This window comes from Halogranum rubrum, from assembly GCF_900114455.1.
In the GTDB taxonomy this organism is placed as follows: domain Archaea; phylum Halobacteriota; class Halobacteria; order Halobacteriales; family Haloferacaceae; genus Halogranum; species Halogranum rubrum.
On sequence record NZ_FOTC01000002.1, the window covers coordinates 616,905 to 642,019 of the forward strand.

General features: G+C 63.1%; 29 protein-coding genes, 2 tRNA genes and 1 other RNA gene. 19 read left to right on the top strand and 13 right to left on the bottom strand.

The window, feature by feature from the left end; translation table 11 throughout:
• The 4 genes from BM083_RS11415 to BM083_RS11430 are packed head-to-tail and all read left to right on the top strand — an operon-like array spanning position 1 to position 2,800.
• On the top strand, positions 1–609 hold the full coding sequence (locus BM083_RS11415; RefSeq protein WP_089869506.1) for a DUF7288 family protein: 609 nt from the start codon (positions 1–3) through the stop codon (positions 607–609).
• Positions 597–1,526: a hypothetical protein gene (locus BM083_RS11420; RefSeq protein WP_089869508.1), complete on the top strand. Its 930-nt coding sequence runs from the start codon at positions 597–599 to the stop codon at positions 1,524–1,526. Before BM083_RS11415 ends, BM083_RS11420 begins: the two co-directional genes overlap by 13 nt.
• Complete coding sequence (locus BM083_RS11425; RefSeq protein ID WP_089869510.1) at positions 1,519–1,989, top strand: DUF7266 family protein; 471 nt, start codon at positions 1,519–1,521, stop codon at positions 1,987–1,989. The genes BM083_RS11420 and BM083_RS11425 overlap by 8 nt, the downstream gene beginning before the upstream one ends.
• Positions 1,982–2,800: a DUF7289 family protein gene (locus BM083_RS11430; RefSeq protein ID WP_089869512.1), complete on the top strand. Its 819-nt coding sequence runs from the start codon at positions 1,982–1,984 to the stop codon at positions 2,798–2,800. Before BM083_RS11425 ends, BM083_RS11430 begins: the two co-directional genes overlap by 8 nt.
• A 9-nt stretch (positions 2,801–2,809) precedes the next feature.
• On the opposite strand, the gene BM083_RS11435 is transcribed toward BM083_RS11430, so the two are convergent.
• On the bottom strand, positions 2,810–4,294 hold the full coding sequence (locus BM083_RS11435) for a DUF7289 family protein (protein WP_089869514.1): 1,485 nt from the start codon (positions 4,292–4,294) through the stop codon (positions 2,810–2,812).
• Between the two features lie 204 nt (positions 4,295–4,498).
• Positions 4,499–4,570, bottom strand: a tRNA-Ala gene (locus tag BM083_RS11440).
• A gap of 147 nt (positions 4,571–4,717) precedes the next feature.
• Between BM083_RS11440 and BM083_RS11445 the strand changes: the two genes are divergently transcribed.
• From BM083_RS11445 to BM083_RS11455, 3 genes are all read left to right on the top strand, one after another.
• Positions 4,718–5,119, top strand: coding sequence for a GNAT family N-acetyltransferase (locus tag BM083_RS11445; RefSeq protein WP_089869517.1), 402 nt, complete (start codon positions 4,718–4,720; stop codon positions 5,117–5,119).
• Between the two features lie 83 nt (positions 5,120–5,202).
• A complete protein-coding gene (gene eif1A, locus BM083_RS11450; RefSeq protein WP_009365979.1) occupies positions 5,203–5,490 on the top strand; it encodes a translation initiation factor eIF-1A in 288 nt (95 codons plus the stop codon).
• A gap of 87 nt (positions 5,491–5,577) precedes the next feature.
• Positions 5,578–5,970, top strand: a complete 393-nt coding sequence (locus BM083_RS11455) for an SHOCT domain-containing protein (protein WP_089869519.1) — start codon at positions 5,578–5,580, stop codon at positions 5,968–5,970.
• Here the strand turns inward: BM083_RS11455 and BM083_RS11460 are convergent, their stop codons facing one another.
• Positions 5,971–7,095, bottom strand: a complete 1,125-nt coding sequence (locus BM083_RS11460; protein ID WP_089869521.1) for an SRA domain-containing endonuclease — start codon at positions 7,093–7,095, stop codon at positions 5,971–5,973.
• 227 nt (positions 7,096–7,322) lie between these two features.
• Positions 7,323–7,394, bottom strand: a tRNA-Ala gene (locus tag BM083_RS11465).
• 230 nt (positions 7,395–7,624) lie between these two features.
• Here BM083_RS11465 and BM083_RS11470 point away from each other — a divergent pair.
• From BM083_RS11470 to BM083_RS11485, 4 genes are read left to right on the top strand one after another with little or no spacing between them, the layout of a single operon-like run.
• Positions 7,625–8,089, top strand: coding sequence for a 30S ribosomal protein S15 (locus BM083_RS11470; RefSeq protein WP_049893532.1), 465 nt, complete (start codon positions 7,625–7,627; stop codon positions 8,087–8,089).
• Positions 8,090–8,098: 9 nt separating this feature from the next.
• Complete coding sequence (locus BM083_RS11475; RefSeq protein ID WP_089869523.1) at positions 8,099–9,286, top strand: exonuclease RecJ; 1,188 nt, start codon at positions 8,099–8,101, stop codon at positions 9,284–9,286.
• Positions 9,283–9,510: a KEOPS complex subunit Pcc1 gene (locus tag BM083_RS11480; RefSeq protein ID WP_009365972.1), complete on the top strand. Its 228-nt coding sequence runs from the start codon at positions 9,283–9,285 to the stop codon at positions 9,508–9,510. The genes BM083_RS11475 and BM083_RS11480 overlap by 4 nt, the downstream gene beginning before the upstream one ends.
• Positions 9,507–10,169, top strand: a complete 663-nt coding sequence (locus BM083_RS11485; protein ID WP_009365971.1) for a 30S ribosomal protein S3ae — start codon at positions 9,507–9,509, stop codon at positions 10,167–10,169. The genes BM083_RS11480 and BM083_RS11485 overlap by 4 nt, the downstream gene beginning before the upstream one ends.
• A gap of 76 nt (positions 10,170–10,245) precedes the next feature.
• Here the strand turns inward: BM083_RS11485 and BM083_RS11490 are convergent, their stop codons facing one another.
• Positions 10,246–10,662 (bottom strand): plastocyanin/azurin family copper-binding protein, encoded by a 417-nt coding sequence (locus BM083_RS11490; protein ID WP_089869525.1) that lies wholly within the window; start codon positions 10,660–10,662, stop codon positions 10,246–10,248.
• 111 nt (positions 10,663–10,773) lie between these two features.
• Between BM083_RS11490 and BM083_RS11495 the strand changes: the two genes are divergently transcribed.
• Positions 10,774–11,451 carry a protein sorting system archaetidylserine synthase gene (locus tag BM083_RS11495; RefSeq protein ID WP_089869527.1) on the top strand — a complete coding sequence of 226 codons (678 nt, stop codon included), beginning with the start codon at positions 10,774–10,776 and terminating at the stop codon, positions 11,449–11,451.
• A gap of 1 nt (position 11,452) precedes the next feature.
• Here the strand turns inward: BM083_RS11495 and BM083_RS11500 are convergent, their stop codons facing one another.
• The 3 genes from BM083_RS11500 to BM083_RS11510 form a co-directional block, all read right to left on the bottom strand.
• Positions 11,453–11,734, bottom strand: a complete 282-nt coding sequence (locus BM083_RS11500; protein ID WP_009365968.1) for a DUF7111 family protein — start codon at positions 11,732–11,734, stop codon at positions 11,453–11,455.
• A gap of 114 nt (positions 11,735–11,848) precedes the next feature.
• Positions 11,849–12,163, bottom strand: an RNA gene (ffs, locus tag BM083_RS11505) — signal recognition particle sRNA.
• 85 nt (positions 12,164–12,248) lie between these two features.
• Entirely contained in the window at positions 12,249–12,668 is a 420-nt protein-coding gene (locus BM083_RS11510; protein ID WP_009365967.1) for a DUF7548 family protein, read from the bottom strand.
• Positions 12,669–12,764: 96 nt separating this feature from the next.
• Between BM083_RS11510 and BM083_RS11515 the strand changes: the two genes are divergently transcribed.
• Together BM083_RS11515 and BM083_RS11520 are read left to right on the top strand one after the other, a co-directional pair.
• On the top strand, positions 12,765–13,916 hold the full coding sequence (locus BM083_RS11515) for a thiolase family protein (RefSeq protein WP_089869529.1): 1,152 nt from the start codon (positions 12,765–12,767) through the stop codon (positions 13,914–13,916).
• Complete coding sequence (locus BM083_RS11520; protein WP_089869531.1) at positions 13,916–14,290, top strand: Zn-ribbon domain-containing OB-fold protein; 375 nt, start codon at positions 13,916–13,918, stop codon at positions 14,288–14,290. Before BM083_RS11515 ends, BM083_RS11520 begins: the two co-directional genes overlap by 1 nt.
• Before the next feature lie 177 nt (positions 14,291–14,467).
• Here the strand turns inward: BM083_RS11520 and BM083_RS11525 are convergent, their stop codons facing one another.
• The 3 genes from BM083_RS11525 to BM083_RS11535 all read right to left on the bottom strand — a co-directional run bounded on the left by BM083_RS11525 (position 14,468) and on the right by BM083_RS11535 (position 17,026).
• Positions 14,468–14,884, bottom strand: coding sequence for a winged helix-turn-helix transcriptional regulator (locus BM083_RS11525; RefSeq protein ID WP_245756882.1), 417 nt, complete (start codon positions 14,882–14,884; stop codon positions 14,468–14,470).
• Positions 14,885–15,102: 218 nt separating this feature from the next.
• On the bottom strand, positions 15,103–15,858 hold the full coding sequence (locus BM083_RS11530; RefSeq protein WP_089869534.1) for a DUF7547 family protein: 756 nt from the start codon (positions 15,856–15,858) through the stop codon (positions 15,103–15,105).
• Positions 15,859–15,937: 79 nt separating this feature from the next.
• Positions 15,938–17,026: an NADH:flavin oxidoreductase/NADH oxidase gene (locus BM083_RS11535; RefSeq protein ID WP_089869537.1), complete on the bottom strand. Its 1,089-nt coding sequence runs from the start codon at positions 17,024–17,026 to the stop codon at positions 15,938–15,940.
• 128 nt (positions 17,027–17,154) lie between these two features.
• On the opposite strand from BM083_RS11535, the gene BM083_RS11540 reads away from it, so the two are divergent.
• Positions 17,155–17,838, top strand: a complete 684-nt coding sequence (locus BM083_RS11540; RefSeq protein ID WP_089869539.1) for a DUF7504 family protein — start codon at positions 17,155–17,157, stop codon at positions 17,836–17,838.
• A gap of 77 nt (positions 17,839–17,915) precedes the next feature.
• Here the strand turns inward: BM083_RS11540 and BM083_RS11545 are convergent, their stop codons facing one another.
• Positions 17,916–18,701: a carbon-nitrogen hydrolase family protein gene (locus BM083_RS11545; RefSeq protein WP_089869542.1), complete on the bottom strand. Its 786-nt coding sequence runs from the start codon at positions 18,699–18,701 to the stop codon at positions 17,916–17,918.
• Positions 18,702–18,940: 239 nt separating this feature from the next.
• On the opposite strand from BM083_RS11545, the gene BM083_RS11550 reads away from it, so the two are divergent.
• Positions 18,941–20,212: a HEAT repeat domain-containing protein gene (locus BM083_RS11550; RefSeq protein WP_089869545.1), complete on the top strand. Its 1,272-nt coding sequence runs from the start codon at positions 18,941–18,943 to the stop codon at positions 20,210–20,212.
• Between the two features lie 87 nt (positions 20,213–20,299).
• Positions 20,300–21,958 carry a phospholipase D-like domain-containing protein gene (locus tag BM083_RS11555; protein ID WP_245756883.1) on the top strand — a complete coding sequence of 553 codons (1,659 nt, stop codon included), beginning with the start codon at positions 20,300–20,302 and terminating at the stop codon, positions 21,956–21,958.
• Here BM083_RS11555 and BM083_RS11560 read toward each other — a convergent pair.
• On the bottom strand, positions 21,948–23,849 hold the full coding sequence (locus BM083_RS11560; protein ID WP_009365956.1) for a Hef-associated nuclease: 1,902 nt from the start codon (positions 23,847–23,849) through the stop codon (positions 21,948–21,950). The genes BM083_RS11555 and BM083_RS11560 overlap by 11 nt on opposite strands.
• Positions 23,850–23,941: 92 nt before the next feature.
• Here BM083_RS11560 and BM083_RS11565 point away from each other — a divergent pair, with 92 nt between their 5' ends.
• Together BM083_RS11565 and BM083_RS11570 are read left to right on the top strand one after the other, a co-directional pair.
• Positions 23,942–24,430 carry a Mov34/MPN/PAD-1 family protein gene (locus BM083_RS11565; RefSeq protein ID WP_089869547.1) on the top strand — a complete coding sequence of 163 codons (489 nt, stop codon included), beginning with the start codon at positions 23,942–23,944 and terminating at the stop codon, positions 24,428–24,430.
• Positions 24,427–24,858 (top strand): FAD synthase family protein, encoded by a 432-nt coding sequence (locus BM083_RS11570; RefSeq protein WP_089869549.1) that lies wholly within the window; start codon positions 24,427–24,429, stop codon positions 24,856–24,858. The genes BM083_RS11565 and BM083_RS11570 overlap by 4 nt, the downstream gene beginning before the upstream one ends.
• The last annotated feature ends 257 nt before the right edge of the window (positions 24,859–25,115 follow it).

The following is a 25,115-nucleotide window of genomic DNA, read 5'->3' on the forward strand; positions in this document are numbered from 1 at the left end:
ATGCGTGCACAGGCACATACACTGGAAGCAATCTCCGCAGCACTCCTCGTCGTCGGCAGTGTCGTGTTCGCGCTTCAGGTGACTGCAGTCACGCCGCTGTCGGCGAGCACCTCGAGTCAGCACATCGAGAATCAGCAAGACGCGATGGCGTCGGGCATTCTCGCACAAGCAACCGAAGACGGGTCGCTCAAACGAGCGGTCCTGTTCTGGAACGAGATTGGCGGTCAGTTCTACGACGCGGGGCCCAGACGGCCCTACTACATGAACGCGCCACCACCGCCGGATATCGAGTTCGGCCGACTCCTGGAGCGAACGTACGGGGTGCGAGGAATCGCGTACAACGTCCACGTCGGATACCAGGCACCGGGTGGTGGCTACCGCGAAATCAGATACATCTACCGGGGAGAACCCAGTGACAACGCGGTCACCGCTTCGACCTACGTCACGCTGTTTGACGACGACCCCCTGTACGACGACGCCGACGACGATGGTGTCGCCGAGCAAACGACGGGGACGTCGCTCTCGACGACGAACTTCTACGCGAGCGACGTGTCGACGTCGCTCGTCTACAACGTCCTCCGGGTGGAGGTGGTCGTATGGCGGATGTAGCCCGTGACCGTGCACAACTGTTCCTTATCGGTGCACTTTCGCTGGCCATCACGTTCGTTGTGCTGGCACTCGTGTTGAACTCCGCAATCTACACGGAGAACCTCGCGACGCGCGGAGCAGACCAGACGGGGGCGACCGATGCGCTATCGCGCCAACACGACGTTCGCACTGCCGTCGGCAGCGTCGTCGACAGGGCGAACGACCAGCAGGCGACGTACGACGACCAAGAGTCCGCTATCGGTGCAGCAATCGTCGACACAGAGGTCTTACTCCGGCAATACGAGGTGCGGAGTACAGCCCTACTACGTGTTGAGAACCCGGTCTACACACGAGGGGCACGAATCCAACAGACAGTCGACAGTCCTTTCGACGGCCCGAGCGGCAGTGGTGACTGGACGGTCGCGAGTGGAGTCCAGACGCGACAATTCTCTCTCACAGCAACACGCGCCTCGCTCGAAGACGAAGCCGACGACGATGCCTTCCGGGTCAGATTCGACGACGGAACCGACGTATGGACCGTTCGGATATTCAGAAACGAACCCGGGACGGCGACGGTCGTCAGAGTTACCGACCCGTCTGGTGCAACGGTGGAGTGTCTGGACGATTCGGGGTCCGAGACGACCGTCGTCTTCTCTACAGCGACCGTCGGAGGCGGTTACTGCCGCGGACTCGCGTTCCTCGACGAATTGGGGACTCCGTACGACGTTCGGTTCGGGAATCCGACCGAAGGGTCGGGGACGTACTCATTGCTCGTCGACAAGACAGTCTCTGGTCTCGGTGCTAGCTATTCGGCACCCGACGGCGACCCGCCCGCCTCGGAGGCCATCTACGCGGTAACCGTCGACCTCACGTATCGGACACCAGATCTGACGTATGAGACGGAACTCCGGGTTGCTCCGGGTGAGTTCCATGCGTGACGACCGTGCTGTCTCGGTCGGGTTGAACTACGTGTTGACACTGGGCATCAGTGCGATACTCATCTCGGGGCTTCTCCTCGGCCTCAGTGGCCTTCTCGAGAGTCAGCAGGAACAGACTATCCGGACGGAACTGGAGGTAATCGGCGAACAGTTTGCTGGTGACCTCGGCGCAGCGGATAGACTCGTGTTAGCGAGTGATGGAGCGCCGACCGTCGAACTGCAGCCAAGTCTCCCACAGACAGTGACCGGTCTCTCGTACACACTTGAGGTGGTCGTCCCACCCTCTGACTCGCCGTACCTACGACTCTCGACGGAGAGACCCGATGTGACGGTCCGTGTGCCGTTCACGCTTCCGACGCTCCCCGGGTCAAGTCCTGCGGACCGTCTCGCCGACAGCGTCGCCAACGGTGGGGACGTCGTGATTCGCTACACGGATGGAGAACTGATGGTGGAGAATGCGTAGCACCGACCGTGCAGTGAGCGAGACGCTCAGTTTCGTGTTCGTCTTCGCACTCATCACGATGTCGATTGGGACAGTGTACGTCGTTGGGTACGGCGGGTTGCAGGACGTTCGCGACAACGAACGCATCACGAACGCAGAACGCGCGTTCGACGTCCTCGCTGACAACCTACAGGACATCTATCGTGACGGCGCACCCGGTCGAGCGACCGAACTCAAACTCGCAGACGCGAATCTGAGATTTGGAACCGAGACGCGAATGAACGTGTCGGTCAACAATCTCGACGGCACATCGAGTTGGGACAGCAACGACATCTCACTGACACCCCTCGTCTACCAAGCCGGAGACGAAACCGCGCTCGTCTACGAAGGAGGCATGGTGCTCCGTGTCGACCCATCGAGAACGACCGTGAAGAACCGTGTCGGGATGGTCTTCACGGAGGACGCGGATGTGAGAACTGCGGTCATCCCGCTCGTACAGACCCGGTCCAGCGGCGAGCGGACGAGTGTCAGCGGGTCGACCACGGTGTTGGTACGGTCCGAACGCTCGATTACCGACGTCATGGCTACTCGGACGAACCCGACCAGCGAGACGGTTATCGGAGACTCCCGCTACGCTGTGTCGTTCGAAATCACGACCGACCCTGCACGCGCGCCAGCATGGGAGCGGTATCTGGAGTCGCAGATACCGGCGTCGTGGGACGATGATGGGACAGACGACGTTTGTGTCGTCTCTGACGGGACGGTCACGTGTAGTATCGCTGTCGACCAACTGTACGTCACGGCAACGAGAATCGACATGAGTATCGAATAGCGTCGTCACTCAGTCGAGTTCGATTCGAACCTCGTTTTCGGTGACGTGGAGGAACGTGATGTAGCGAGAGCCACTAGTGTCGTAGTCGAGATTTCCGTACGAGGCATCCTCGTCGACGCGGCTACTTCCGCCAGGTCCGTCCGAGACCTTCATGTCGAACTCCGGTCCCATAGAGGCCAGATAGTGGTTCGTGATGACGTCAAGTGACACTGTCTCACCAGTGGTGTGCTGACCTGCGGTGTCCGACGGATGGCTGAACGTCGTCGTCTCGCTCCGATGGCTCCATGCACCGATTTCGTTCCCGAACTTCCACTTGTTGTCGCTGCCGGTGATGTCTATCGATTTGTACGCCAGTTGGCTACTCGTACTCGTGAAGTCAATGGTCATCTCACCGGCACTGCAGTCGACATCGACCGCTGCTGTCGACGACGGGTTGAAGTCCGCTTGCCACCCCTCGTACGACCCACTCTCGTCGCTGTAGAAGATGCTCAGGTCTACTCGCCCGTCGTAGCTCCCGGCTTTGCATTTTTTGTCCGCGTAGACGTGGAACTCGATCTTCTCGGACCCTTCGTCGGCGTAAAGCGACCAGTGCATGTTGTTGAAGTGGCCGTCGTTCACGAGCGTGACGGTGAAGTCTGCGTTCGGGTGGTCACTATCTTTCATCGCGCGGACGTCGACGCCGTTCCCCTCGGCGGGCATACTGAACGCACCGACAGCACCGGCAGACTCAAGCACGACCTCCGCCGTATCGCCGGACAGCGTCACCGTCCCGTCCGTCCGCGTTTCGAAGTACTTGGCCCACCCTTCTGCGTACTCGCTTTGGACCTGAATCGCGACTTCACCCTCCTGAATGGGGTTAGCGAACGATTGTCCGTCTGGATATGTCGCAGCCGAGGGATAGACGTGCTCGCCGCGCACTGACTCTTGGATGGTGGCTTTCACGCTGCCCGAAGCGCCATCGGACCCAGTAACTCGGATAATTGGGAGCGTCAGCGTGGAGTCACGGAAGTGGAACTCGGGGGGTGAGACCATGACGCTGTTTCCCCTGTCGTTGGTCCGCCAGACTCCGCCGCCCTGGTACGCGACGCTTTCGCCATCCCGCGTCTCGTAGACGACGCTCCCGAGCGAGGATTGATACAGCGTGTGGTCGGTTCCTGGCCCATCGTAGTTTCGGTGGACGATAGTAATCTCCCCGGCGGTGTCGTCGACGCGGAAACTCCCACTCGACTGCCCAAATCGGGCCGTTCGAACACTCGATTCGCCAAGCGCCACGGTCGACGAGTGCGAGTCGAAGAGTGTCATTGCGTTCGAGACTCGTTCGATGTCCGACCGGGACTGAGTGTCTGAGATTGCGACGCTCCCGACTGCGACGACAACTGTCGTTCCAGTCACGACTAGTCCGAGCAGCAACACGATACTGAGCGTCTCTGCCTGCCCTCTCTCCCGACGGGAACTCTGATTTCGACAGCGATTCCCCCCCTCCGGCGCAATCATTGCCTACCAGAATGTTTCGAGCGGATAAAAACCCACCCCCAGACGGCCTCACCCTGACAGTGGTCTGTCGCTCACTCGTTGAGTACCGTCACGAGAACCCTGACAGGGTCACCAAGACTCGAACTGCGCTCGCTTCTCTCTCTGATTCAAATCCCGTCTCGCGTAGAATTACAGCCGCTCACTGTCGTGAGCGGCAGAGAATTATGGACTCGCCGGGATTTGAACCCGGGGCCTTTCCCCTGCCAAGGGAACGATCTACCACTGATCTACGAGCCCTCGAACGCATCCACATCTTCTGTGGTTCCCTTAATAAGGGCTTCGACTTCGCGAGTGTCGAGTGGGACGCTGCCACGGCCCAAATCGACAGACACCGACCACTCGCCGATAGACAGAGCTAATCACCGCTCGGACGACTGCAACACCATGTCCTACGAACTTCGTGAGACACCGCCGACGCCGGAGGAGTTCGTCGGTCTCCGTGCGGCGGCCGAGATGATGTCACGGACACTCGATGCGGCCGAGCGTGGACTCCCGAACAGCTGTTACGCCGTCACCGTCGCTCACGACGAGGAAGTGGTCGGCATGGGTCGCGTCGTCGGCGACGGCGGCACGGTGTTCCAACTGACGGATATCGTCGTCCACCCCGACCATCAGGGACAGGGGTTGGGCACCGAAATCACGCAGGCGCTCGTCGACTGGTTGCACGAGCACGCCCCGTCGTCGGCGTACGTGAACCTCATGGCCGACGTCGACGGGTTCTACGAGCGCTTCGGTTTCGAACGGACCGCCCCAGCGTCGAAAGGGATGTATCTCCGAATCGAGTGACTGAATCGGGGCGAATACGCACCGAACTCCTCCTCGAACCAGAGAATGCTACGATTTAATTGACCCGACGACAACCCTCACTCATGAGCGAAGAATCTGGGCGTCGGAACCTTCGCATGCCTGACGACGACGAGCTGTTCGCCGTCGTGACCAATATGCAGGGCCACGGCCGTGTCACGCTCCGCTGCAACGACGGGAAGGAACGCATGGGTCGCATCCCGGGTCGGATGCGCAAGCGTATCTGGATTCGCGAAGACGACATCGTCCTCTGTGAACCGTGGGACTGGCAGGACGAGAAAGCCGACGTCACGTGGCGCTACGAGAAGTCCGAAGCCGACCAACTCCGCAACGAAGGCCACATTAACGTCTGACCGACCGACGAACTCTACTCACGCTTACACTCCGGAGCGACGGCGCCGTGTGTCTCTCTTTATGATACTCCCGCGCGACGTTCTCGTATGGTCGACGCACAGGCTCTGCTCGATTCCCGACTCGCACACGTCGTCGCGCTCGTCCTCGGTGTCGTCGGCGTCGTCGCACTCGTCACCGCTGGCGCGAGTCTGAGCTTCTGGTTCTGGGTCTTCTACGGGTTTGCATGGCTGCTCTTCTTCGACCTGTTCGACGACGACGAGGCGTTCTGGAACTTGTTCAAATCTGATTCGGAGAGTGAGTCCGAGCGAGAGCGCGAGTCGAAGGTGAGAGATGAACCCACAGAAGACCCGCTCACGCTGTTGAAACGACGGTACGCCGAAGGTTCCATCGACGACGACGAGTTCGACGAGCGGTTGGACCGACTGCTGGAGGCGCCGGATACGTTGCGAGAGTTGGAGATGGAGCGGAGTCGAGGATAGCTAGAAGCCGTGGAGTCGTCGGTGGGCGTCGAGGTACAGCGGGTCGGGTAGCAGGTTCACGTTTTCGGGGAACACCAGTTCATCGCCTTCCAACTGTTTGAACTCGTAGTACCCCTCGTGCTCAGGAGCGTCTTTGACCAACAGTTCGTACTCATCCGTCACCGAGAGCCATCCGCTGTCGAACGCCCAGTGGTGGAGTTTGCACAGGGTGACCCCGTTTCTGGGGTCGTCAGCGCCGTTTTCAGAGCGTGGGTAGATATGTGCCGCTTCGACTTCGGGGTTTCCGGTGGGCGTCTCTCGTGAACGCCCACAGACGACACACGTGTCGTCGTAGTTCTCTTTGACGAGTTCCGCGAACACCGTATCACGCACTCGTCGCCGGTGTTCGGTGAACGAGTCGTTGTCTTCTGTGAGCATCGGCGGTGAGTCCCATTTCGTTTGTAACTGTTCTCGCTCCTCGTCTTTCTCCTCATCGATGAGGCGGTACTCACCTGCGCCGTCGACGAATTCGACCTCACCGCGGTCACGGAGGACCTGCAGTTGCTGTCGGAGTTTGGCTCTGACGCTGTTGTTCTCGGGGAACTGCGTGGCAAGGGTCTCTTCCGAAAAGTCGTAGAGTTCGTTCAGTGTGACCCTTCGAGAACCGGTCTCGCTTCGGTATCGATCCAACTCGGCACGGACGGCATCGACCCACGTCACGTCGTGTTCCGAACGCCGGTGTGCCATCGTGAACACGAGAATTTCCCGTCCCTTCTGGACTCGCCATTCCCAGTCGAGCACGTCGACCAGTCCTTGGTACTCCCATCCACTGGCGTCCGAGTGCTGGTAGAAGAAGTGAATCGAGAAGTCCTCGTCGACGGCGTCGATGAGCGTCGAGTTCCCGGACGATTTCTCGCTCTGGTCGCCTTGTAACCCCTCGCCGACGTACTCGAACGTTCCTTCGGTCACGGCGTCGCTATAGGGTCCGTCTTCGTTGGCGAACAACAGCACGTATCGCTCGCCGTCACTGGGCCGCCGAGGGTTTATGCCCGAAATTTGGTAGCCAAAGCCAGTGTCGAACAGGTCTTCGATTTCCTCCTGTGTGTAGCGGGTTCCAATCGTGAGACCGTCCGGCAGTGTCGGCATCGTTGTCTCGCTACACTCTCAGCTCACGTATGGTTCTTGTGCAGTCGACTCTCTGTGTGACAGATGGTTCTTTGTGGACTCGCCGGAATTTGAACCACGGTCGCTCTCGTTCGCTCGCGTTGCTCGCTCACCTCTCGCTCCCTGATTCAAATCCCGTCTCGCGTAGCCGATTTTTCCCCGACACAGACTCCTCGCTTCGCTCGTCGTGTAGTGTCGGGAAAATCTAATGGACTCGCCGGGATTTGAACCCGGGGCCTTTCCCCTGCCAAGGGAACGATCTACCACTGATCTACGAGCCCGCACTCCCTCATACCTCGACGTGCCTAAAGGGCGCTTCGGTTTCTGTCCCGTCGAAGTCGAAACGGTTTAACGGATGACGCCGCGAGGTACTCACGGGAACAGCACGGCCGTAACTCTGACTCGCCTGTGTTCGCAGGCTTGGGATTACGGAGGTGCGCCGAGAGCCGTTCGTACCGAATACGCGGCTCTCGGACACGCTTTCTGCGGTCTGTGCGTTCCAACTCAACCAATGGCACGAATGCACACCCGCCGCCGTGGCTCGTCCTCTTCGGACAAGCCGGTGGCAGACGAAGCCCCGGAGTGGAGTGACGTCGACGCTGACGCTGTCGAAGCGCGCGTCGTCGAACTGGCAGAGCAGGGTCACGACCCCGCTGCAATCGGTCTGAAGCTTCGCGACGAAGGCGTGAAGGGCACGCCCGTTCCGAACGTGAAGCTCGTGACCGGCAAGCGACTCACCCAGATTCTCGAAGACAACGACGCCTCCCCCGAGATTCCGGAAGACCTCCGGAACCTCATGGAGCGCGCCGTCCGTCTGCGCGAGCACGTCCGCGAGAATCAGCAGGACGCGCAGAACAAGCGCGCACTCCAGAACACGGAGTCGAAGATTCGCCGTCTCGTCAACTACTACCGCGGTAACAAGCTCGACGAGGACTTCAAGTACAGCTACGACGTCGCCGTCGAGCTGCTGGAGTAAGCACCGTACATGTCGACCGCGCGCTCCACAGCCGAGGACGCCCCCGCCGCCGACATCGCCGCGGCACTCCGCGAAGCCCCGTTCGTTCGGGTCGTCGCGAGAGCCGACGGCGACTCGCTGGCCGCGAGTGGCATCCTCGCCGACGCGTGTCGGAGCGCCGATATTCCGTTCCACGTCAGAACGGCCCCCAATCCGACTCCCGACCCCGACGCCGACGGACTCTCCTTCGTCGTCGGACTGACGGGAGGCGACGTCGCACTCGCGGGCACGAGTCGCCCGGCGAGCGTGACCGCCTTCGAAGTCGCCCGAGAACTCGGCGTCGAAGCCGACCCGATTCTCGGACTCGCTGGCGTCGTCGCCGCCGAGTCGACCATCGGTGTCGACGGCAGCGGGACGATGCTCGACGCGGCCGAACGCCGCGGCACGGTCGAACGCCGACCGGGTCTCGCCGTTCCGACCGCCGACATCAGCGACGGTATCGCACACACGACGCTCGTTCACACGCCCAGTTCGGGCGAAGTCGAGCGCGTTCGAGCGATGCTCGCGGAGTTGGACCTCCCCGCCGAACTCGACGAGGCGGCACACCGCCGACTCGCCTCTCTCGTCGCCATCGACGCGACGACGGGCGACGACGCGACACCACGCGCCGCCGAGACGGTCGAGCGGGCACTCCGCCCGTACGCGACGCCCGAGGCGACGTTCGAGACGGTCGGCGGCTACGCCGACGTGCTCGACGCCGTCGCCCGCGAACAGCCCGGAACCGGTGTAGCACTCGCACTCGGCCACGGCAACGTGGCTCGGGCCGCTGCACTGGACGCCTGGCGCGCCCACGCCGTCGCCACGCACCGTCTCCTCCGGGAGGCGACGACCGGCCGGTACGAGGGCGTGTTCGTCGCTCGGGTCGACGCCGACGAGGAGTCGGCGACGGCGTTGCCGACGATAGCACGACTGCTGCGGGACTTCCGGTCGCCGGAACCCGTGGCGCTCGTCGTCACCGACGGTGACTCGCCCGTAGACGAGATGCGGGCGGCCGCCGCGAGCGTCGACGACAGTGCGCTCGGAACCGCGATGGCCGAGGCAGCCGAGTCGTTCGACGGGACGGGATACGGAACCGACACACGCGCGGAAGCGCGGGTCGACGGAGACACAGACACGACCGAGTTCATCACGGCGGTTCGGGAGGCGTTGGCGCGATGAGACGAGCACGGCTCGAAACGGAGCACGAACACGCTCGCCTCGTCGCCGACGCGGTGACTCCCGACAACACCGACTCGATGACGACGACGGTGGAGGGCGACTCCATCGTGACCGTCGTCGAGCGGGAGACGACCGGTGGCTTACAGGCTACCGTCGACGACTACGTGGTGAACCTGACCGTCGCGGAGACGGTCGCAGACAACGCAACACGACACAACCTATGAGCGAACGTTCAGTATCCAAGCAGAAGAAAGGAAAGCGATGGTACAGCATTCTCGCGCCCGAGCAGTTCGACCGCGCGGAACTCGGCGAGACCTTCGCTGACGAAGTCGAACAGATCAACGGCCGCACCATCGAGGTCACCCTCGGTGAACTCACGGGCGACGCCGGTGCGAACAACACGAAGCTCACGTTCAAGATCACGGACGTCGGCAGCGACTCGGCGTACACCGAGTTCGTCAAGCACGAACTCACTCGTGACTACCTCCGCAGCCTCGTCCGCCGCGGTGCGTCGAAGATCGACGTGAACGTGACCGTCCTGACGAAGGACGACTACCGCGTGCAGGTCCAGCCTGTCGCACTCACGACGAAGAAGGCCGACAACAGCCAAGAGAAGGCCATCCGTAAGGTCATGATCGACCTCGTCGAAGAGGCCGCCGAAGACCACACCTTCGAGGAACTCGTCGACAGCGTCGTCGAGGGTCGACTCTCCTCTGCCATCTACGGCGAGGCCAAGACCATCTACCCGCTGCGCCGCGTCGAGATCCAGAAACTCGACCTCGAAGCACGACCCGAAGAGGTCGCCGCCGAGGAAGAGGCCGCAGTCGACGTCGACGAAGAAGACGTCGCAGTCGACGAAGACGCCGAAGCCGACGAAGAGTAACGCGTCTCTCGTCGTTCTCGACCCGATTTTCGCTTCTTTCGATGCCGTCGAGCGGCAGGACTACGGACTACTACGGCTACTCTTCGACGATAATCGTCCCGACCATCCCGGCCTGTTCGTGTGGAACACAGACGTACTCGTACCGTCCGGGTACCTCGAAGGTGTGGCTGTACGTCTCGCCGGCGACGACGCCACCACCATCGAACCCCTCCTGTCGAAACGCCTCGCGAGCGGCCTGCTCGTTCTCGTAGCCGCCGCTGGCGAAGTACTCGGCGTCGTCGGGAATCGCGTTCTCGTAAGCGGTGACGGTGTGGCCGCGAGAGCTCCCGTTGTACCACGTGACCGTGTCACCGACGCTAACGGTGAACTCGTAGGGGTCGAACGCGGTCGCACGCATCAGGATGTCGCCTTGCGACCCGCCGACGCCGGCACAGCCGGCGACTGCGGTGAGTCCGGCCGTACCGACGCTCGCGAGAAACGTCCTGCGTTGCATAGTCGACTCTCGGGGAGCGACCGATAAATGCGGCGTGGTTCGGTTGTCGAATGCAGTCACGCTCGCGGGCGGATATAAACACGTAAACCGGTCCTGTTCGACTGCCGAGACATGAAACCGCGGTTCGTCGGCCACTTCGGACTCGCTGACTACGTCACCGTCAGCAACGCGGCACTCGGCTTTCTGGCCGCCGTCGCCGCGCTCGTGGACACGACGCTCGCGGCCCGACTCATCCTCCTCGGGGCCGTCGCCGACGGACTCGACGGCGTCCTCGCTCGACAGTTCGGTGGGTCCGACGCGGGACCGTATCTGGACTCGCTGGCCGACGTCGCCTCGTTCTGTGTCGCCCCCGCCCTGCTCGTCGTGAGCGTGGTGCTGGAGACGTGGGGGTTCGACCCGGTTCGCTCGTGGGCCGGTGCGGGACTCTGTGCACTGTTCGTCGCGATGGGCGTCACTCGCCTCGGTCTCTACACCGCCTACGACAGCAAGTCGGACTCGACGGAGGGTGTCCCGACGACGCTCGCGGCGACGATTCTCTCGGCAGGCGTCCTCGCTGGCTTCGCCGACCCGCTCGTTCTCGTCCCGCTGGTCGCAATCTTGGCACTCATGATGGTGACGACCATCAACTATCCGGACCTCCACTGGCAGGACGCGCTCGTGATGGGCGTCGTGCAAGCGCTGGCGATTCTCCTCTCTGGCTACCCCGGCGAGGTGTTCGCCTTCGGACTCCTCTTCTTGGCGCTCGGCTATCTCTTCCTCGGGCCGCGGTTCTACTGGCGAGGGACGTAGCTCACATCCCCATGTCGGCCGCGTCGTCGGGGATGGGCAAGTCGTGGACCCCGACACCGAGCAGTTCGGCGGCGTGGTCGAGCGCCATGTCGAAGCCGTAGTACCGTTCGAGTTCGTCGCCGTCGGCGGTCGGTCGGACCTTCAGCATGGCGTAACCGTCGACGTTCTGGGCGATAGCCGCGGTTCGGCCGTCGTAGTCGAAGCTCAGCACTCGTTCTGTCTCCGTCTCCTCGTAGTGGGCCGTGATGCCGTTCGCCGTCGCCTCCGCGGATGCCTCCGACATAGTCTACTCGCCGGTTAGGAAGGAGGACAGTCGAAGCTATCGGTTCTCTCGGTCTCCCGAATTTCCTGTCTCGCCACGACGGCGCCGTGGCTGAGAAGGATAGATGAAGTATGAATGCGGACAGGGCGGGATTGCCCGGCGTTCCGAGCGCGGGTAATCCCGGTTGCCTCCTCCACCCCGCGGCCCTACGAGCGACGCACGTCTGGTGGTGGGCTGCTCGCTTCCGCGCCTGACCCAGTGCCACCAATCAACGACGAGTCGACGTCCCTGCAGACGTGTTTCGTCGAGCCGCTGTCCCCGCAGGACGAGGTTTCTACGTTGGCTCCCGGGGCCCGTGCCGGTCTGACCGGACGCGCCCGTCGTTCGGTCCCCGCTAAAGACTCTATCGCGGGAAGTGAGCAGGGCCTAACTGCCCGACCTAGTCCACTCCATACTACCCCACGACCTCATAAGGGCCTTTCGACTTTGGCGCGAAAACCAGCCGACGACGTGAACGCTGGATTCACCGTCAGCTTCACGGCCAGAGGACGCCGCGAACGTAGCCAGCAGCACCCAGCGGCACGACCGCGGCGACAGCGACGACGACCCACCGATGACTCGTCATCCAGGTGGCCGACGCCGGGAGGTTGAACAGCAGCGTCTCGTCGACGGCGAGCGCCCAGACGACGGTGAGCAGGAACGTCGCGACACCGAGTACGAGTGCGAGACCGGCGACGAGATCCGGTTCTGCCGTCCCGCGCGTTCCCGAGAGGAAGACGACGACGGTGAGGAGTGCCATGAAGGCGACACCACCGACGCCGACCGGTCCCGAGGCGTAGTACGCGCCGAGGACGGCCTCTCCCCCGCTGACTGCGACGTACGGCACTCCGAGTGCGACGAGCAGTGCGACGCAGGCGCCGACCCCGACGGTCGGCGCGACGTCTTCCAAGTCCATACGTGCACTCGGGGTGGCCGGAAGATAAAGAATCCGAGACAGGTCTCCGATTGTCGGAGGGGAAAACTGTAAAACGGTACGCCACGCGCCTCCCCTATGGAGCGCGTAGCAATCATTGGCGCGTCGATGACCAAGTTCGGTCAACGCGACGCATGGATCCGCGAACTGCTGGCACAGGCGGGACAGGAGTGTCTCGAAGACGCCGGGGTCTCACCCGACGCACTCGACCATCTCTACGTCTCGAACATGGCGAGCGGCGAGTTCGAAGGGCAGACAGGTGTCCCGAACGCTCTCGCTCACGACCTCGCGGCGATGCCCGCATACACCGCCCGTATCGACCAGACCTCGTCGTCGGGCGGCGCTGGCGTCTATCACGCGTGGCAGTCTATCGCCAGCGGTGCCAGCGAGATGACGATGCTCGTCGGTGGCGAGAAGATGACACACAAGACGACCGCAGAGGCCACCGACGTCATCGCGTCCATCACGCATCCCGCCGAGTACAAACACGGTGTGACGCTCCCGAGTTTCGCCGGTCTCACGGCCCGTCTCTATCTCGACACCTACGACGCACCGCGAGAGAGTCTCGCCAAAGTCGCCGTCAAGAACCACAAGAACGGCGTCGACAACCCGCACGCGCAGTTCCAGAAGGAAGTCGACCTCGACACCGTCATGGAGTCACCCATCGTCGCCGACCCGCTTCGCCTCTACGACTTCTGTCCCATCACCGACGGCAGCGCCGCGTTGATGTTCTGTCCCGAGTCGGTCGCCCGCGAGTACACCGACAACTACGCCGTCATCTCCGGCATCGGTGGTGCGACAGACACCCACGTCGTCCACGAGCGCTCGGACCCGACGACGATGGGCGGCGTCGTCAAGTCCAGCGAAATCGCCTACGAGATGGCCGACCTCGGTCCCGACGACATCGAAGTCGCCGAACTCCACGACATGTTCACCATCCTCGAATTCCTGCAGGCGGAGGGCGTCGGCTTCTTCGACGAGGGCGAGGCGTGGAAGGCGGTCGAAGAGGGCGTCACCGAACGCGACGGCGAACTCCCCATCAACACGTCTGGCGGCCTGAAGTCCAAGGGCCACCCGCTCGGCGCGTCGGGCGTCGCACAGGTGTACGAGGTTTACAAGCAGGTCCTCGGTGAGGCAGGACCGCGACAGGTCGACGCGAACGTCGGTCTCGCGACGAACGTCGGCGGCTTCGGGAACTGTGTTTCGACCACGATTCTGGAGGGTAACTAATGAGCGACAATCCACCGCTAGAGGCGTACCGCTACTCGGACGGCAGCATCACCTACCCCGGCCACCCAATCGGCCCTGACGGCAGCGAACCGGTCGACACCGTCGACCTCAGCGAGTACACGGCCGAGGTCATCACGTGGACGACGTCGATGGCGACGCCGCCGGGTGTCCGCCAACCGAACACGCTCGCCATCGTCGAGTTCGACGTCGATGGCGAACCCGTCCGCGCACTCGGGCAGGTCACCACCGACGACGTCGAAATCGGTGACGAGGTGAAAGCGGTCTACTGTGACGAACTCCGCGAACCCGGTGTCGGCATCAAGGAACCGGAGAGCCAGGACTGGGACGGATACCGGTTCGAGCCTGTCCAATAGCGCGTTTCATCGCGCGCAAACAGGCACAAGCCGAAGAGTCGAACCGGTCTGAGCGCAGCCACGTTTGCGTGCCACGGTTCGTGCCTTTATTTAGTACCGTGGTGCACTGCGTCGTACTAACCCGGACAGAGCGAAGGTTCGAATCGACCACCCAACACGTAGTTGCACAGACGCAGCTCAACAACACTCACCTGCAGCTACCGCTGTCGTCGGTCGCTCCCGAGTCACGACGGCACAGGCGTCTCGTCTACTGTCGTCGCAGCCGACGACGGTGACGAGGGACTCCAGCTCTCGGAGTGCTCCGACGAACGTGTGGCCCTGTTCTGTCAGCGAGTATCGTGTCGACGGCGGCGTCGCCTCGACGTGCCGCTCGACGAATCCGCGGCATCGAAGTTCTCGAAGGCGTCGGGAGAGCGTCTTCGCCGTGATGCCGTCCAGTTCACGCTTCATCTCGTTGAACCCGACGTCACGTTCCGAGAGCAACCGAAGCACGTGGAACGTCCACTTACGACCGAGCGACTCGTGGAGGCGGTGCCACAGCTGTTGCCAGTCGGTGTCGACCGCTTCCGACTCAGCTGATTCGTCGTCACTCATCGACGAGAGATACGTCACCATCGTCGAAAACACAGTCGGGGGGTTTCTGCGGCGAAACTACCTTGCTCTCGGCCCACTGCTGCGGTTATCGGTGTGTCGTCCCTCTCTCTGACTGCAATGTCAGAAGAGACCGAATCGACGTGTTGTTGCTGCTGTCTCGGCTGTTGCCGACGATGTGCGTGCTGCCAACCGATTCGACCGACCTGCTGTCGTTATCGTTAGTTGCCGCTCTTGTCCCCCTCGTCGTCGACATCGTCCAACTCGTCTTTGATGGACTGAAGTTCGGATTCGACGTCGACTTCAGCGTCGTCGAATTCGTCGCCGTCGTCGCCGAACCCGTCACTGTTGTTCCTCTCGTTCTTCTCGTCCACCTCGTCTAACTCCCGTCCGCCGTCGGATTCTTCCTCCACAGAGATTTCGACCGGCTCAGTGCGTCCGCTGTGACCGTGCTCTCGCGACGAGCGTCTCCGACCACCGGTACGTCTCCGGTCGCGCGAGTCACGTCGTGAGCGGGACCCGGAGCGACTCGACTCGATTCGGCGTTCGATTTCGTCCGTCAGCCCACGCGCGTCTTCGATGATGTCTCGCGACTCGGGGTCGTCCGGGAGGTCCGCCTCCGTGAGCGCGCGCTGCAGTTCCGAGAGTGCACGGTCGAGTCCGTCGACGGCTTCGTCGCGGACGCCGCTGACGCGTCGGCGCGTCTCTTCGCTTCCCTCGCGGAGTGAGCCTTCCGGGTTCGCCAGCCGAAGGAGTTTCTGGAGGAGTTCGAGCGCGCGGATGTTCGCCTCCAGAATCGAGACGACCGTCGGAATCGTGTATTCGTCGGTGAACCGGAGAATCTCGCTCGGGGTCGGCGGTCGGAACCGACGGCGTGCCTCGGGACGTCGCTCGAGTTCGTCACGGAGGTCACCGAGCGTCAGTTCGAGGTCGTCGAGCAGGTCGACGAAGTCGTCGTCGTCACGGCGGGAACTCATAGGTGGGGGTTGTACGGGCACGGCCAAAAGGTTAGCCGCCCGTTGCCGAGAGACGCTCGATAGACGAAGACGACGCTCGTCAGTCGAGGTCGAATCCGCGACGGTACTGTACTGGCAGTTCGACGTCGACACCGAGTTCTTGGGCGGCGTGGAGCGTGAAGTACGGGTCTCGGAGGTGCTCACGTCCGACGATGGCGAGGTCCGCACGGTCGTTGCGAATCAGTTGGTCGGCCTGTTCCGCCTCGGTGATGCCACCGACTGCGCCGACGGCGACTCCGGTGTTCTCTTTGATGGCCTCGGCGTAGGGAATCTGGTATCCCGGGCCGGAGTTGGGAATCTGCTGGTCGGGGTGGATACCGCCCGCACTGACGTCGACGAGGTCCGCGCCAGCCTCGGCGAGTTGCGGTGCGAGTTCGACCGACTGGTCGAGGTCCCACGACTCACGGTCGGGAAGCCAGTCGGTCGCAGAGATGCGGACGAAGACCGGTTTGTCGTCGGGCCACACTTCTCGGACGGCCGCGGTAACTTCGCGAACGAGTCGCGTCCGGTTCTCGAAGCTTCCGCCGTACTCGTCGTCTCTGTCGTTGGTGACGGGCGAGAGGAACTCGTGGAGGAGATAGCCGTGGGCGGCGTGTACCTCTGCAATCTCGAAACCAGCCTCGTCGGCGCGCTTCGCGGCGTCGACGAACGCCTGCGTCACGTCCTCGACGTCTTCGGCAGTCATCGCTCGTTGCGCTGGCGGTTCGTCCTCGTAGGGATACGGGTCCGGAGAGGGAGCGACCGTCTCCCAACCCGCTTCGTCGGGCGAGAGCGGTTCGCTCCCGTCCCACGGGCGCGTCTTCGAGGCTTTCCGACCTGCGTGAGCGAGTTGGATAGCCGGGACGCTCCCCTGAGAGCGGACGAACTCGGTAATCGGCTTCAGTGCCTCTGCGTGTTCCTCGCTCCAGATTCCGAGGTCGTGCGGTGTGATACGGCCGCGGGCCTCGACGGCCGTCGCCTCGGTCATCACGATACCCGCGCCGCCGACGGCGCGACTTCCGAGATGGACGCGGTGCCACTCGGTTGCGACACCGTCGTTCGTCGAATACTGACACATCGGAGAGACCATCACTCGGTTCGGGACGGTCGTCTCCCGAAGCGAGAGTGGACTGAACAGCGACTCTGTCATCGTGGGACGTTTCGTGCGACGACGCAAACCGCTGTTGACTCCGGAGACTGACGCACAGTCCGGCACGAGCGACTGTCGTTTTCTCCTCCACAATCTTTATTATCTAACGAATCAATAGTAAGAAAGTAATGGGGAATGTTGGTGATAGGAACGGTTCGTTCGCTCGGTCCCTACAGGACCTGAAGCGACGTGGGAGCAACCTACTCGTCGTCGGATCGCTGGCAGAACACGTACGAGACGCCGCGACTCGGCGACTCCTCGGTGACGGTGTGTCCGAGACACGTCGCCGTCTGTTCGTCTTCACCGACGCGACCCACGCTGGCGCCCAGGTCGGCAACGGAGCGGTCGGTCCAGAGACCACCCGAGTCATCGACCGCGTGACACCGACTCGAAGCGCTGCGGCGATGCCATCTGCTTCGTCGACGGCTGCTGGACTCACGCGTCGGCGTGTCGAACCGACCCAACTCGGGTCGCTCGCGTGGTGTATCGAAGAGGAGATTGGGGCGTTCGACGCCAATGCGAACGGACTGTCTAGCGGTGAGTTGCGTCTCTGTTTCGACTCGCTCGCACCGCTCGTCTCGGAACACGACGTTCCGACGGTGCTCCGATTTCTCCGCGTCGTCGGCAATCGCGTCCGTGCGTCGCACGGAATGGCCCACTATCACCTCCCGGTCAGCCGCTCCGACCCAATCGTCGACGAACTCGCCTCCGCGTTCGACGCCGTCATCGAACTCCGTGTCCGTGACGGCCACCCCGAACACCGCTGGGAGCTTCGTGAAACCGACTTCGTGAGTTCGTGGATCCCACTCTGAACAGCTTTCTTGCGTACTGGCGCTGGAACGACCAGTAGCGGCACTGCTCTTTCGGACTGCTTCGGCTCACACACGTTCTACTTGATGTCTGTGTCGACTGGCTCCTCGTAGACCGGGATGAACGCTCGTTGTTCTGCCAAGACGTCCGGGTCTAGTTCGGCGACGAGCGTTCGCTCGTCACGGTTCGTCGCTGCCGCGACGGTTCCGTCGGGTCTGACGACGGCAGACCGTCCAGCGTAGTCGAGCGGAACGGTTCCCGGCACACGCCGAGCGCCGGTTCGACCCGCGCCGACGACCCACCGAACCCCGTCGAGTGCGCGCGCACGGAGCAAGAGTCGCCAGTTCTCGCTGTGTGTCGCTGGCCACGCGCCCGTGACGAACAGCGCATCGACTCGCTCTCGGGTCAGTGCCGCACTCTCGGCGACGAAGTTCAGGTCGTAGCAGGTGAGGATACCGGTTCGTCCTATCGGCGTCTCGACGACGACCCGTTCGCTCCCGGGTGTGAGCACGCTTCGCTCACCACCCCAGAGATGTCGTTTCCGATAGACCGTCGTCTCGCCGTTCGGTTCGACGTACGCCGTCGCGTTGTAGTAGTCGCTCCCCTCCCGTTCGACGAATCCGACGAGGAGCGCGACGTCGTTCGTTCGCGCCGTCTCACGGACCGTGTCGAGTTCCGGCCCGTCGCGAGTGAGTGCGACTGACTCGACTCGTTCGTCGGCGACGAACCCCGTCAGCGCGTACTCGGGAAAGAGTGCGACGTCGACTGTCGCGTCGAGACGAGCGGTTCGGTCGGCGAGTTCTGTCAGGTTCGCCTCGACGTCCAAGTCGTCGACAGCACATTGTGGGACGGCGACAGTTGCCATAGCTGTTCGTCACTCGGGGAGTCGAAAAACATCCCGACAGTCGGCAGAGAGATATACCTGTGTGACATATGTTACCGTGCCGGTCGTGTCCGTATCCCGATAGCCGGCAGGGCGTCCGCGAACGACGTGGGTTTCGTCATGGTCTCCCACAGGTAGGGTGCGGTCGCCCACTCTCACACCGCTACCGAGTGGTTCGCAAAGGGAAACGCTCTTTTCATCGTCGCACCGAGGTCCAACATATGAGTGACGGGGACGACACACCCGAGGATTCGGGTGCCGCTGAAGACGAGATTTCGGCCGAGAGCCTCCAAGAGCGCCTGTCGGCCGCCGAGGAGGAACTGGAGGCCGCAGAGACCGAAGACGACCTCGACGAGGTCGAAGCGGAACTCGACGACATCGAGACGAAACTCGAAGCCGCCGACCTCCCGGAACCGGACGAGGACGACGACGAGGAGAGCCTCCAAGAAGAGTTGGAGACGAAACTCTCCGAACTCCGTGAGGACCTCGAAGCCCAGCGTGGCCCCTACGCCGAGGACGCCGTCGAGACGGTCGACGAGGCGCAGACGAAAGTCGCGGACACGCGCTGGACCGAGCGCGGCGAGACCGAAATCGTCGAGGCAGTCGAATCGTTCGTCACCTCGGTGAACGACACCCTCGACACGAATCTCTCTGTCGACGGCACCGACGAGGATGCGCTCACCAGCGCACTCGACGACGCGAAGAGCGCCATCGAGTCTGCGAACCTCGACGCCGACGAGGACGAAGAGACCATCGCCGCTCTCATCGAGGCGGCCGACGGACTCGAATCCGACCTCGAAGATGCCCAAGAGTGGGACGACCTCGAAACCCACGAGAAGCTCGAACGGCAGGGCTTCTACGACGTGCTCGGCCACTACAAAGACTACCCGCCGGAGTGGGCGGCCGTCAAAGGGTGGGAGCAGGAGGGCAACGTCGAGATGATCCTGCTCGCACTCGACAACCTCGGGTCGGACTTCATGGAGGAGAACTGTCTGGACTCGCTCATCCGGATGAACGACCAAGCGGCGTTCGACGCAATGCACCAGCGTGCACAGAAGCGCGACAAACAGTCCATCAAGGCGCTCGGTAAGATGCGAGCGACCGACGCCGTCGAGACGCTCGTCGAGTACGTCGACACCGACAAAGACCCGCAGCTACAGAAGGTGACGTTCAGAGCGCTCGGTGAAATCGGCGACGAGCGCGCGACCCAACCGCTCGCGGACAAACTGGTCATGGACAACGAGAAGGTCCGACCGCACGCCGCTCGCGCACTCGGCCTCATCGGCGACACTCGCGCCGTCGACCCGCTCGCAGACATGCTCTCCGACGACGAGAACGAGTCTGCTCGTGCGAGTGCCGCGTGGGCACTCCGACAAATCGGGACGCAGAAAGCGCTCGAAGCGGCCGCCGAATACAGCGACGACCGGTCGTATCTCGTTCAGTCCGAGTCGAAGAAGGCCTCGGAAGCACTATCGGCCAAACAGACGGCCTAAGCGGTCTCTCACTCGACTCTCTCTGTCTTCGTCTACCGGCGCTGCAGCCCCGAGTGCTTTTGTTCGATGACGTGACCACCTCGTCGCGTGTCTCGGGTCACCGTGCTCTGTCTCGTGTTCCTCCTCGTAGCGGCCGGTGTGTCTGTACCTGTCGTCGCCACCGAGTCTCCGGATACCACGAGTACGACGACCAACGAGTCGACGGCGCGAATCGTCGAACTCTATCCGAACCCGTACGCCGCCGAGGACCGTGGCGAGTACGTCGTCGTTCGACTGCCGACCGACGCCAGTGACGACGTCGCCGCCAACTGGACGCTCACCGACGGCGAGACGACGGTCCCGCTCCCCACGAACGCCACACAGACTCACGTCGTCGTCACCGCGACGCCGTCGGCACTCCCCAACGGGACGTCGGGTCACGTCGTCAAAGCGGCGGCGTTCGCACTCGCCAACGGCGGCGAGTCGCTCCGACTCGAACGGAACGGGACACCGACCGACCGAGTCACCTACGAGAACGCACCGGAAGGCGAGCAGTGGCGCTGGAACCGGACGCCGGCGTGGCGACCACTCGTTTTCGAACCGCGGTCGGTCCACGTCTCGGGAGCGACGACTGCCGAGACGTTCGTCCTCCCCGACGCCCCCGACGTTCCCGTGGGAACCCTCCGAAGTGCAGACCGGAGACTCCTCCTCGCCGGATACACGTTCTCGTCGGCGCGTGTCACGGACGAACTCGTCGCGGCGGCCGAGCGTGGTGTGCGAGTACAGATTCTCGTCGACGACGCCCCGGTCGGCGGAACAACCACCCGGCAGGCGGCCGCACTCGACCGTCTCGCGGCCGCCGGTGTCGAGGTGTCTGTACTGGGCGGCGAGCGCGCTCGGTACGACTTCCACCACCCGAAGTACGCCGTCGTGGACGACGACGCGCTCGTACTCACGGAGAACTGGAAACCCAGCTGGACGGGCGGTCGGAGCAGTCGCGGGTGGGGCGTCCGCGTCGACTCGGCCGAGGCGGCGGACGAACTCGCGGCCGTGTTCCGAGACGACGCGACGGGACCAGACACGACGCCGTGGTCGCAGTTCCGCCGCGGTCGGTCGTTCACGTCGACTCACCCTGCCAACGGGTCGTTTCCGACACGGTTCGACCCACAGTCCGTCGCCGTCGTCCGTGTCCGACTCGTGACCGCACCCGGTAACGCCGAGAGAGCCATCGTCGGCGTCGTCGACAACGCGAGCGAGCAGATTTCGGTTATTCAGCCGACTATCGGGAGTCGCCACCATCCCTACCTCCGTGCCACGCTCCGGGCCGCCGAACGCGGTGTCGAAATTCGCATCCTCCTCCCGGGAGCGTGGTACGTCGAAGAAGACAACCGTCGACTCGTCGAGTGGCTGAACGAGTGGGCCGAGCGTCGTGACGCGCCGCTCGAAGCCCGCGTCGTCGACCCCGAAGGTCGCTTCGAGAAGATTCACGCGAAGGGCGTCGTCGCCGACGACCGAGTCGTCGTCGGCAGCGTCAACTGGAACAACAACTCAGTCCGGGAGAACCGCGAGGTGGCGGTGATTCTGGACGGCGAGGAACCGGCGGCGTACTACCGGGAGGTGTTCGACGCCGACTGGAAGGGTGGCGGCGGGACCAACCGAGTACCGCTCGGTGTCGTCGTCGCTACCGCACTCGCGGTACTCGTGGCTGTCGGTGTAGCGCGCAAGCGAATCGAGTTCGAAGAGCGAGAGAGCCCTGTTAGTCGTTGAGCGTCGGCGTGCTCGACAGGTCCTCGTCGAGGTCGGCGTCGGCCATCTTCTGGACGAGGCTGTCGATGACTTCCTCGCGCATGCCCTTCACGAACTTGATGGAACCGACGACGAGGTGCCCGCCGCCGTTGACGCCGCCGCCGACGACTTCCTCGTTCAGTTCGGCGACCATCTGTGGGATGTCGAGTCGGACGCCGTCGGAGCGGAGGACGGCGAAGTCCGGCCCGTAGCCGATGGTGATGACGGGTTCGCCCGTCTCCGTGACCTTGTTGTCGTGGAGTTTGCCGGTCGTCTTCCCCGGTGCGGGGTAGGTGAATCGGTGGGCGAAGTTGTCGAGGTCGATACGGTAGAGATGTGCCCCGCTGTCGAGACGCTCGTGGTCGACGTGGGACTCGACGGCGTCGAGTTGGCGCTGGACGTCGCGTTCGGCGCGCGTCGACAGGAACTCGACGAGTTCCTCGTGGCGCTCCTCGTCGTCACAGCCGACGTTGAGCACGTCGTTGACGAACGACTCGCCGTCCGAGTAGCGAAGCCAGTGGGCGGCGTAGTCGAGTGCCTCACCCATGTCGAGGAGTTTGTCGCGGTCGTAACCTTCGGCTTCGGCGAGGTCGACGAAGTCGCTCATCGCTTCGGCTTTCGAGCGGTCCGAGAGACCGGCGACGGCCGGGACGTGACGGAGTTCGTCCGTGACCGACGGGTCGATCATCCGCGCGAGTTCGACACACATCATCCCGGTCGTGATGCGGTAGTCCTCGTCGTAGAGGTACGGGTTGACGTGGGCGTCGAGGAGGTGGTTCACCGCCTCCGGGTCAGGGTGGTGGTGGTCGACGACGGCGATGGGCATGTCGTAGTGCGCGAGGTTCTGGTAGGCCGGGACGTCCTCTTCCGTCGACCCGTTGTCGAGCATGAGCAGGAAGGGGAGTTTCTGGCCGTGACGGGCCTGCCCCTCCAGTGCGAAGTTCAGGTCGCGGGTGACGTCCTCCATCTCGTAGAACGGGGCCTTCGAGGGAAGCCGTTTGAAGAGGTGTCGCGGTGCGTCGGGGTCGGTGTGGACCGCTTCGATGTAGTTTTCGAGGGCCAGTTGAACCGGCAGCGACGCACACATCCCGTCACCGTCGGCGTGGTGCCGGACGCGGATGGGTCGGCCTTCGAGGACCGTCCGACGGAGGAGGCGTGCGACCTCCGCGAGGTCCGCTCGCAACTTGTCGAAGGCGGGCCACTCGATGAGGGGTTCGACCTCGTGCGGTTCGGCGCGTTCGTCGAGGGCGGCGTCGCGGCGCTCACGGGCGGCCTCGGCTTGGTCGTCGACGAGCGGGGTCATCGAGTTGACCTCTATCTGTGTCGCCCCGTCGTGCTCTTCGACGCTGCCGCCGACGCGGACCAGGTCGTCGAGTTCGACCTCCGGGTGGGCGCGAACGCCCGCCTCCTCGAAGGCGGCACAGGCGACGATGCCGCTCTCGTCGCTGACGTGGAAGATGGTCGGGCCACCGGTCTGTTTGATCTGGACGACTGCGCCCTCGAGGTGGACGTCTTCGCCCGTACGGAGGTCCTCGATGGCCGTCCGCTCGGGTTCGTGGTCGACCGTGACCGTCTCGTAGTCGTCGGGGTCGGCCGCGACGAACGCGAGGTCACCGTTCTCTCGAACGTTCTCCAGTTCGACGATGAGGCGGTCCTCGACGTCGTAGGAGCCGTTCAGATTCGATTCGTGGACGAGACCAGAGACGTTGTCGGAGATATCGACGAAGACACCGTAGTCGACGACACCGTTGACGACGGCGTGATAGTAGTTGTTCACTTCGACGTCGTCGACCGTACAATCCGGTGCGAGGTCGTAGACGACGGGTCGCGAATCTGACCCAGTGCCGGAATCCCCGGCGTTCTCGCTGCTCATACGCGTGATAGAGTGGGGGTCGGGGTTAAGCTTTCCATGCTGGCTCGCACCCTTCCGCAACTCTTAGATGCCGACGAACCGGACGTTCGACCATGCGACTGTTCCGGTCGGGCGAGATTATCGGCATCGCAGCCGACACGCTCGACTTCGCGCTCGAAGCCTCCGAGGAGACCCACCCCGACGAGTACATGGGCCTGCTCCGCGGTGAAGACGCCCGTGACCTCGGTCTCGACCGAGAGGGAACCGTCATCACCGACGTGCTCATCATCCCCGGGACGGAGTCGAACCCCGTGAGCGCGACGGTCCAAACGAGTATGATTCCGAACGACATGCACGCCGTCGGCTCTATCCACTCCCACCCCAACGGCGTGCTCAAACCGAGTGACGCCGACCTCGCGACGTTCGGCAACGGCGACGTCCACATCATCGTCGGCTTCCCCTATCGGACCACAGACTGGCAGGCGTTCGACCGCGAAGGAAACGAGCGCAAACTCGACGTGTTGACCGTCGACCTCGCGGACCCCGAATCGTTCTTCGACTTCACGCAGGAAGACATCGATAGCGAACTCTCCGACAAATGACGACTGTTATCGCCCAAGGCACCTTCGATATTCTCCATCCGGGCCACGTCCACTATCTGACCGACGCCGCCGCCCGTGGCGACGAACTCCACGTCATCATCGCCCGCCGCGAGAACGTGACGCACAAAGCGAAGCCGGTTCTCCCCGACCGCCAGCGCCGAGACATGGTGGCCGCACTCGACGTCGTCGACGAGGCCCATCTGGGCCATCCCGAGGACATCTTCGTTCCGATCGAGGAGATTCAGCCGGACGTCATCGTCCTCGGCTACGACCAGCACCACGACGCCGACGGGATTCGGTCCGCACTCGAAGCACGCGGCATCGACTGCGCCGTCGAGCGGGCGTCGGCCCGCCAACCGAACTACGAGGGCGAACTGCTCTCGACGGGTCGCATCATCGAGCGAATCCTCCACGAGCGTGTGGAGTAAGTAGCGCTGTTCTACGACACCGCTCGACCATCCACAGCGGCGCGTGGCTTCGCGACTTCGTGTACGAGAGCAAGACAGCGCCTGCCCCGTCAATAGATGACCGAGTGAACGAAGGAATCGGCTGGGGAGAGCGTGGCTGTTGGGATGGTCGAAAGCCCGTTGGCTTTCGAGGCGTTCTCTGCTCTCACTACTGCGTTCACGACGAACAGCACGGGCCGCACTTTCAGAACGAACCCTTACCACACGCGCCCTCCACC

Bases quoted from the DNA above. Each gene is read 5' to 3' on its own strand.
- BM083_RS11535 (WP_089869537.1), bottom strand. From the start codon at position 17,026: ATGACAGAGTCGCTGTTCAGTCCACTCTCGCTTCGGGAGACGACCGTC.
- BM083_RS11480 (WP_009365972.1), top strand. From the start codon at position 9,283: ATGAGACGAGCACGGCTCGAAACGGAGCACGAACACGCTCGCCTCGTC.
- eif1A (WP_009365979.1), top strand. From the start codon at position 5,203: ATGAGCGAAGAATCTGGGCGTCGGAACCTTCGCATGCCTGACGACGAC.
- BM083_RS11545 (WP_089869542.1), bottom strand. From the start codon at position 18,701: ATGGCAACTGTCGCCGTCCCACAATGTGCTGTCGACGACTTGGACGTC.
- BM083_RS11455 (WP_089869519.1), top strand. From the start codon at position 5,578: ATGGTCGACGCACAGGCTCTGCTCGATTCCCGACTCGCACACGTCGTC.
- BM083_RS11485 (WP_009365971.1), top strand. From the start codon at position 9,507: ATGAGCGAACGTTCAGTATCCAAGCAGAAGAAAGGAAAGCGATGGTAC.
- BM083_RS11560 (WP_009365956.1), bottom strand. From the start codon at position 23,849: ATGAGCAGCGAGAACGCCGGGGATTCCGGCACTGGGTCAGATTCGCGA.
- BM083_RS11565 (WP_089869547.1), top strand. From the start codon at position 23,942: ATGCGACTGTTCCGGTCGGGCGAGATTATCGGCATCGCAGCCGACACG.
- BM083_RS11475 (WP_089869523.1), top strand. From the start codon at position 8,099: ATGTCGACCGCGCGCTCCACAGCCGAGGACGCCCCCGCCGCCGACATC.
- BM083_RS11430 (WP_089869512.1), top strand. From the start codon at position 1,982: ATGCGTAGCACCGACCGTGCAGTGAGCGAGACGCTCAGTTTCGTGTTC.
- BM083_RS11445 (WP_089869517.1), top strand. From the start codon at position 4,718: ATGTCCTACGAACTTCGTGAGACACCGCCGACGCCGGAGGAGTTCGTC.
- BM083_RS11510 (WP_009365967.1), bottom strand. From the start codon at position 12,668: ATGGACTTGGAAGACGTCGCGCCGACCGTCGGGGTCGGCGCCTGCGTC.
- BM083_RS11435 (WP_089869514.1), bottom strand. From the start codon at position 4,294: ATGATTGCGCCGGAGGGGGGGAATCGCTGTCGAAATCAGAGTTCCCGT.
- BM083_RS11420 (WP_089869508.1), top strand. From the start codon at position 597: ATGGCGGATGTAGCCCGTGACCGTGCACAACTGTTCCTTATCGGTGCA.
- BM083_RS11425 (WP_089869510.1), top strand. From the start codon at position 1,519: ATGCGTGACGACCGTGCTGTCTCGGTCGGGTTGAACTACGTGTTGACA.
- BM083_RS11525 (WP_245756882.1), bottom strand. From the start codon at position 14,884: ATGAGTGACGACGAATCAGCTGAGTCGGAAGCGGTCGACACCGACTGG.
- BM083_RS11530 (WP_089869534.1), bottom strand. From the start codon at position 15,858: ATGAGTTCCCGCCGTGACGACGACGACTTCGTCGACCTGCTCGACGAC.
- BM083_RS11495 (WP_089869527.1), top strand. From the start codon at position 10,774: ATGAAACCGCGGTTCGTCGGCCACTTCGGACTCGCTGACTACGTCACC.
- BM083_RS11500 (WP_009365968.1), bottom strand. From the start codon at position 11,734: ATGTCGGAGGCATCCGCGGAGGCGACGGCGAACGGCATCACGGCCCAC.
- BM083_RS11415 (WP_089869506.1), top strand. From the start codon at position 1: ATGCGTGCACAGGCACATACACTGGAAGCAATCTCCGCAGCACTCCTC.
- BM083_RS11540 (WP_089869539.1), top strand. From the start codon at position 17,155: ATGGGGAATGTTGGTGATAGGAACGGTTCGTTCGCTCGGTCCCTACAG.
- BM083_RS11520 (WP_089869531.1), top strand. From the start codon at position 13,916: ATGAGCGACAATCCACCGCTAGAGGCGTACCGCTACTCGGACGGCAGC.
- BM083_RS11490 (WP_089869525.1), bottom strand. From the start codon at position 10,662: ATGCAACGCAGGACGTTTCTCGCGAGCGTCGGTACGGCCGGACTCACC.
- BM083_RS11515 (WP_089869529.1), top strand. From the start codon at position 12,765: ATGGAGCGCGTAGCAATCATTGGCGCGTCGATGACCAAGTTCGGTCAA.
- BM083_RS11470 (WP_049893532.1), top strand. From the start codon at position 7,625: ATGGCACGAATGCACACCCGCCGCCGTGGCTCGTCCTCTTCGGACAAG.
- BM083_RS11570 (WP_089869549.1), top strand. From the start codon at position 24,427: ATGACGACTGTTATCGCCCAAGGCACCTTCGATATTCTCCATCCGGGC.
- BM083_RS11550 (WP_089869545.1), top strand. From the start codon at position 18,941: ATGAGTGACGGGGACGACACACCCGAGGATTCGGGTGCCGCTGAAGAC.
- BM083_RS11460 (WP_089869521.1), bottom strand. From the start codon at position 7,095: ATGCCGACACTGCCGGACGGTCTCACGATTGGAACCCGCTACACACAG.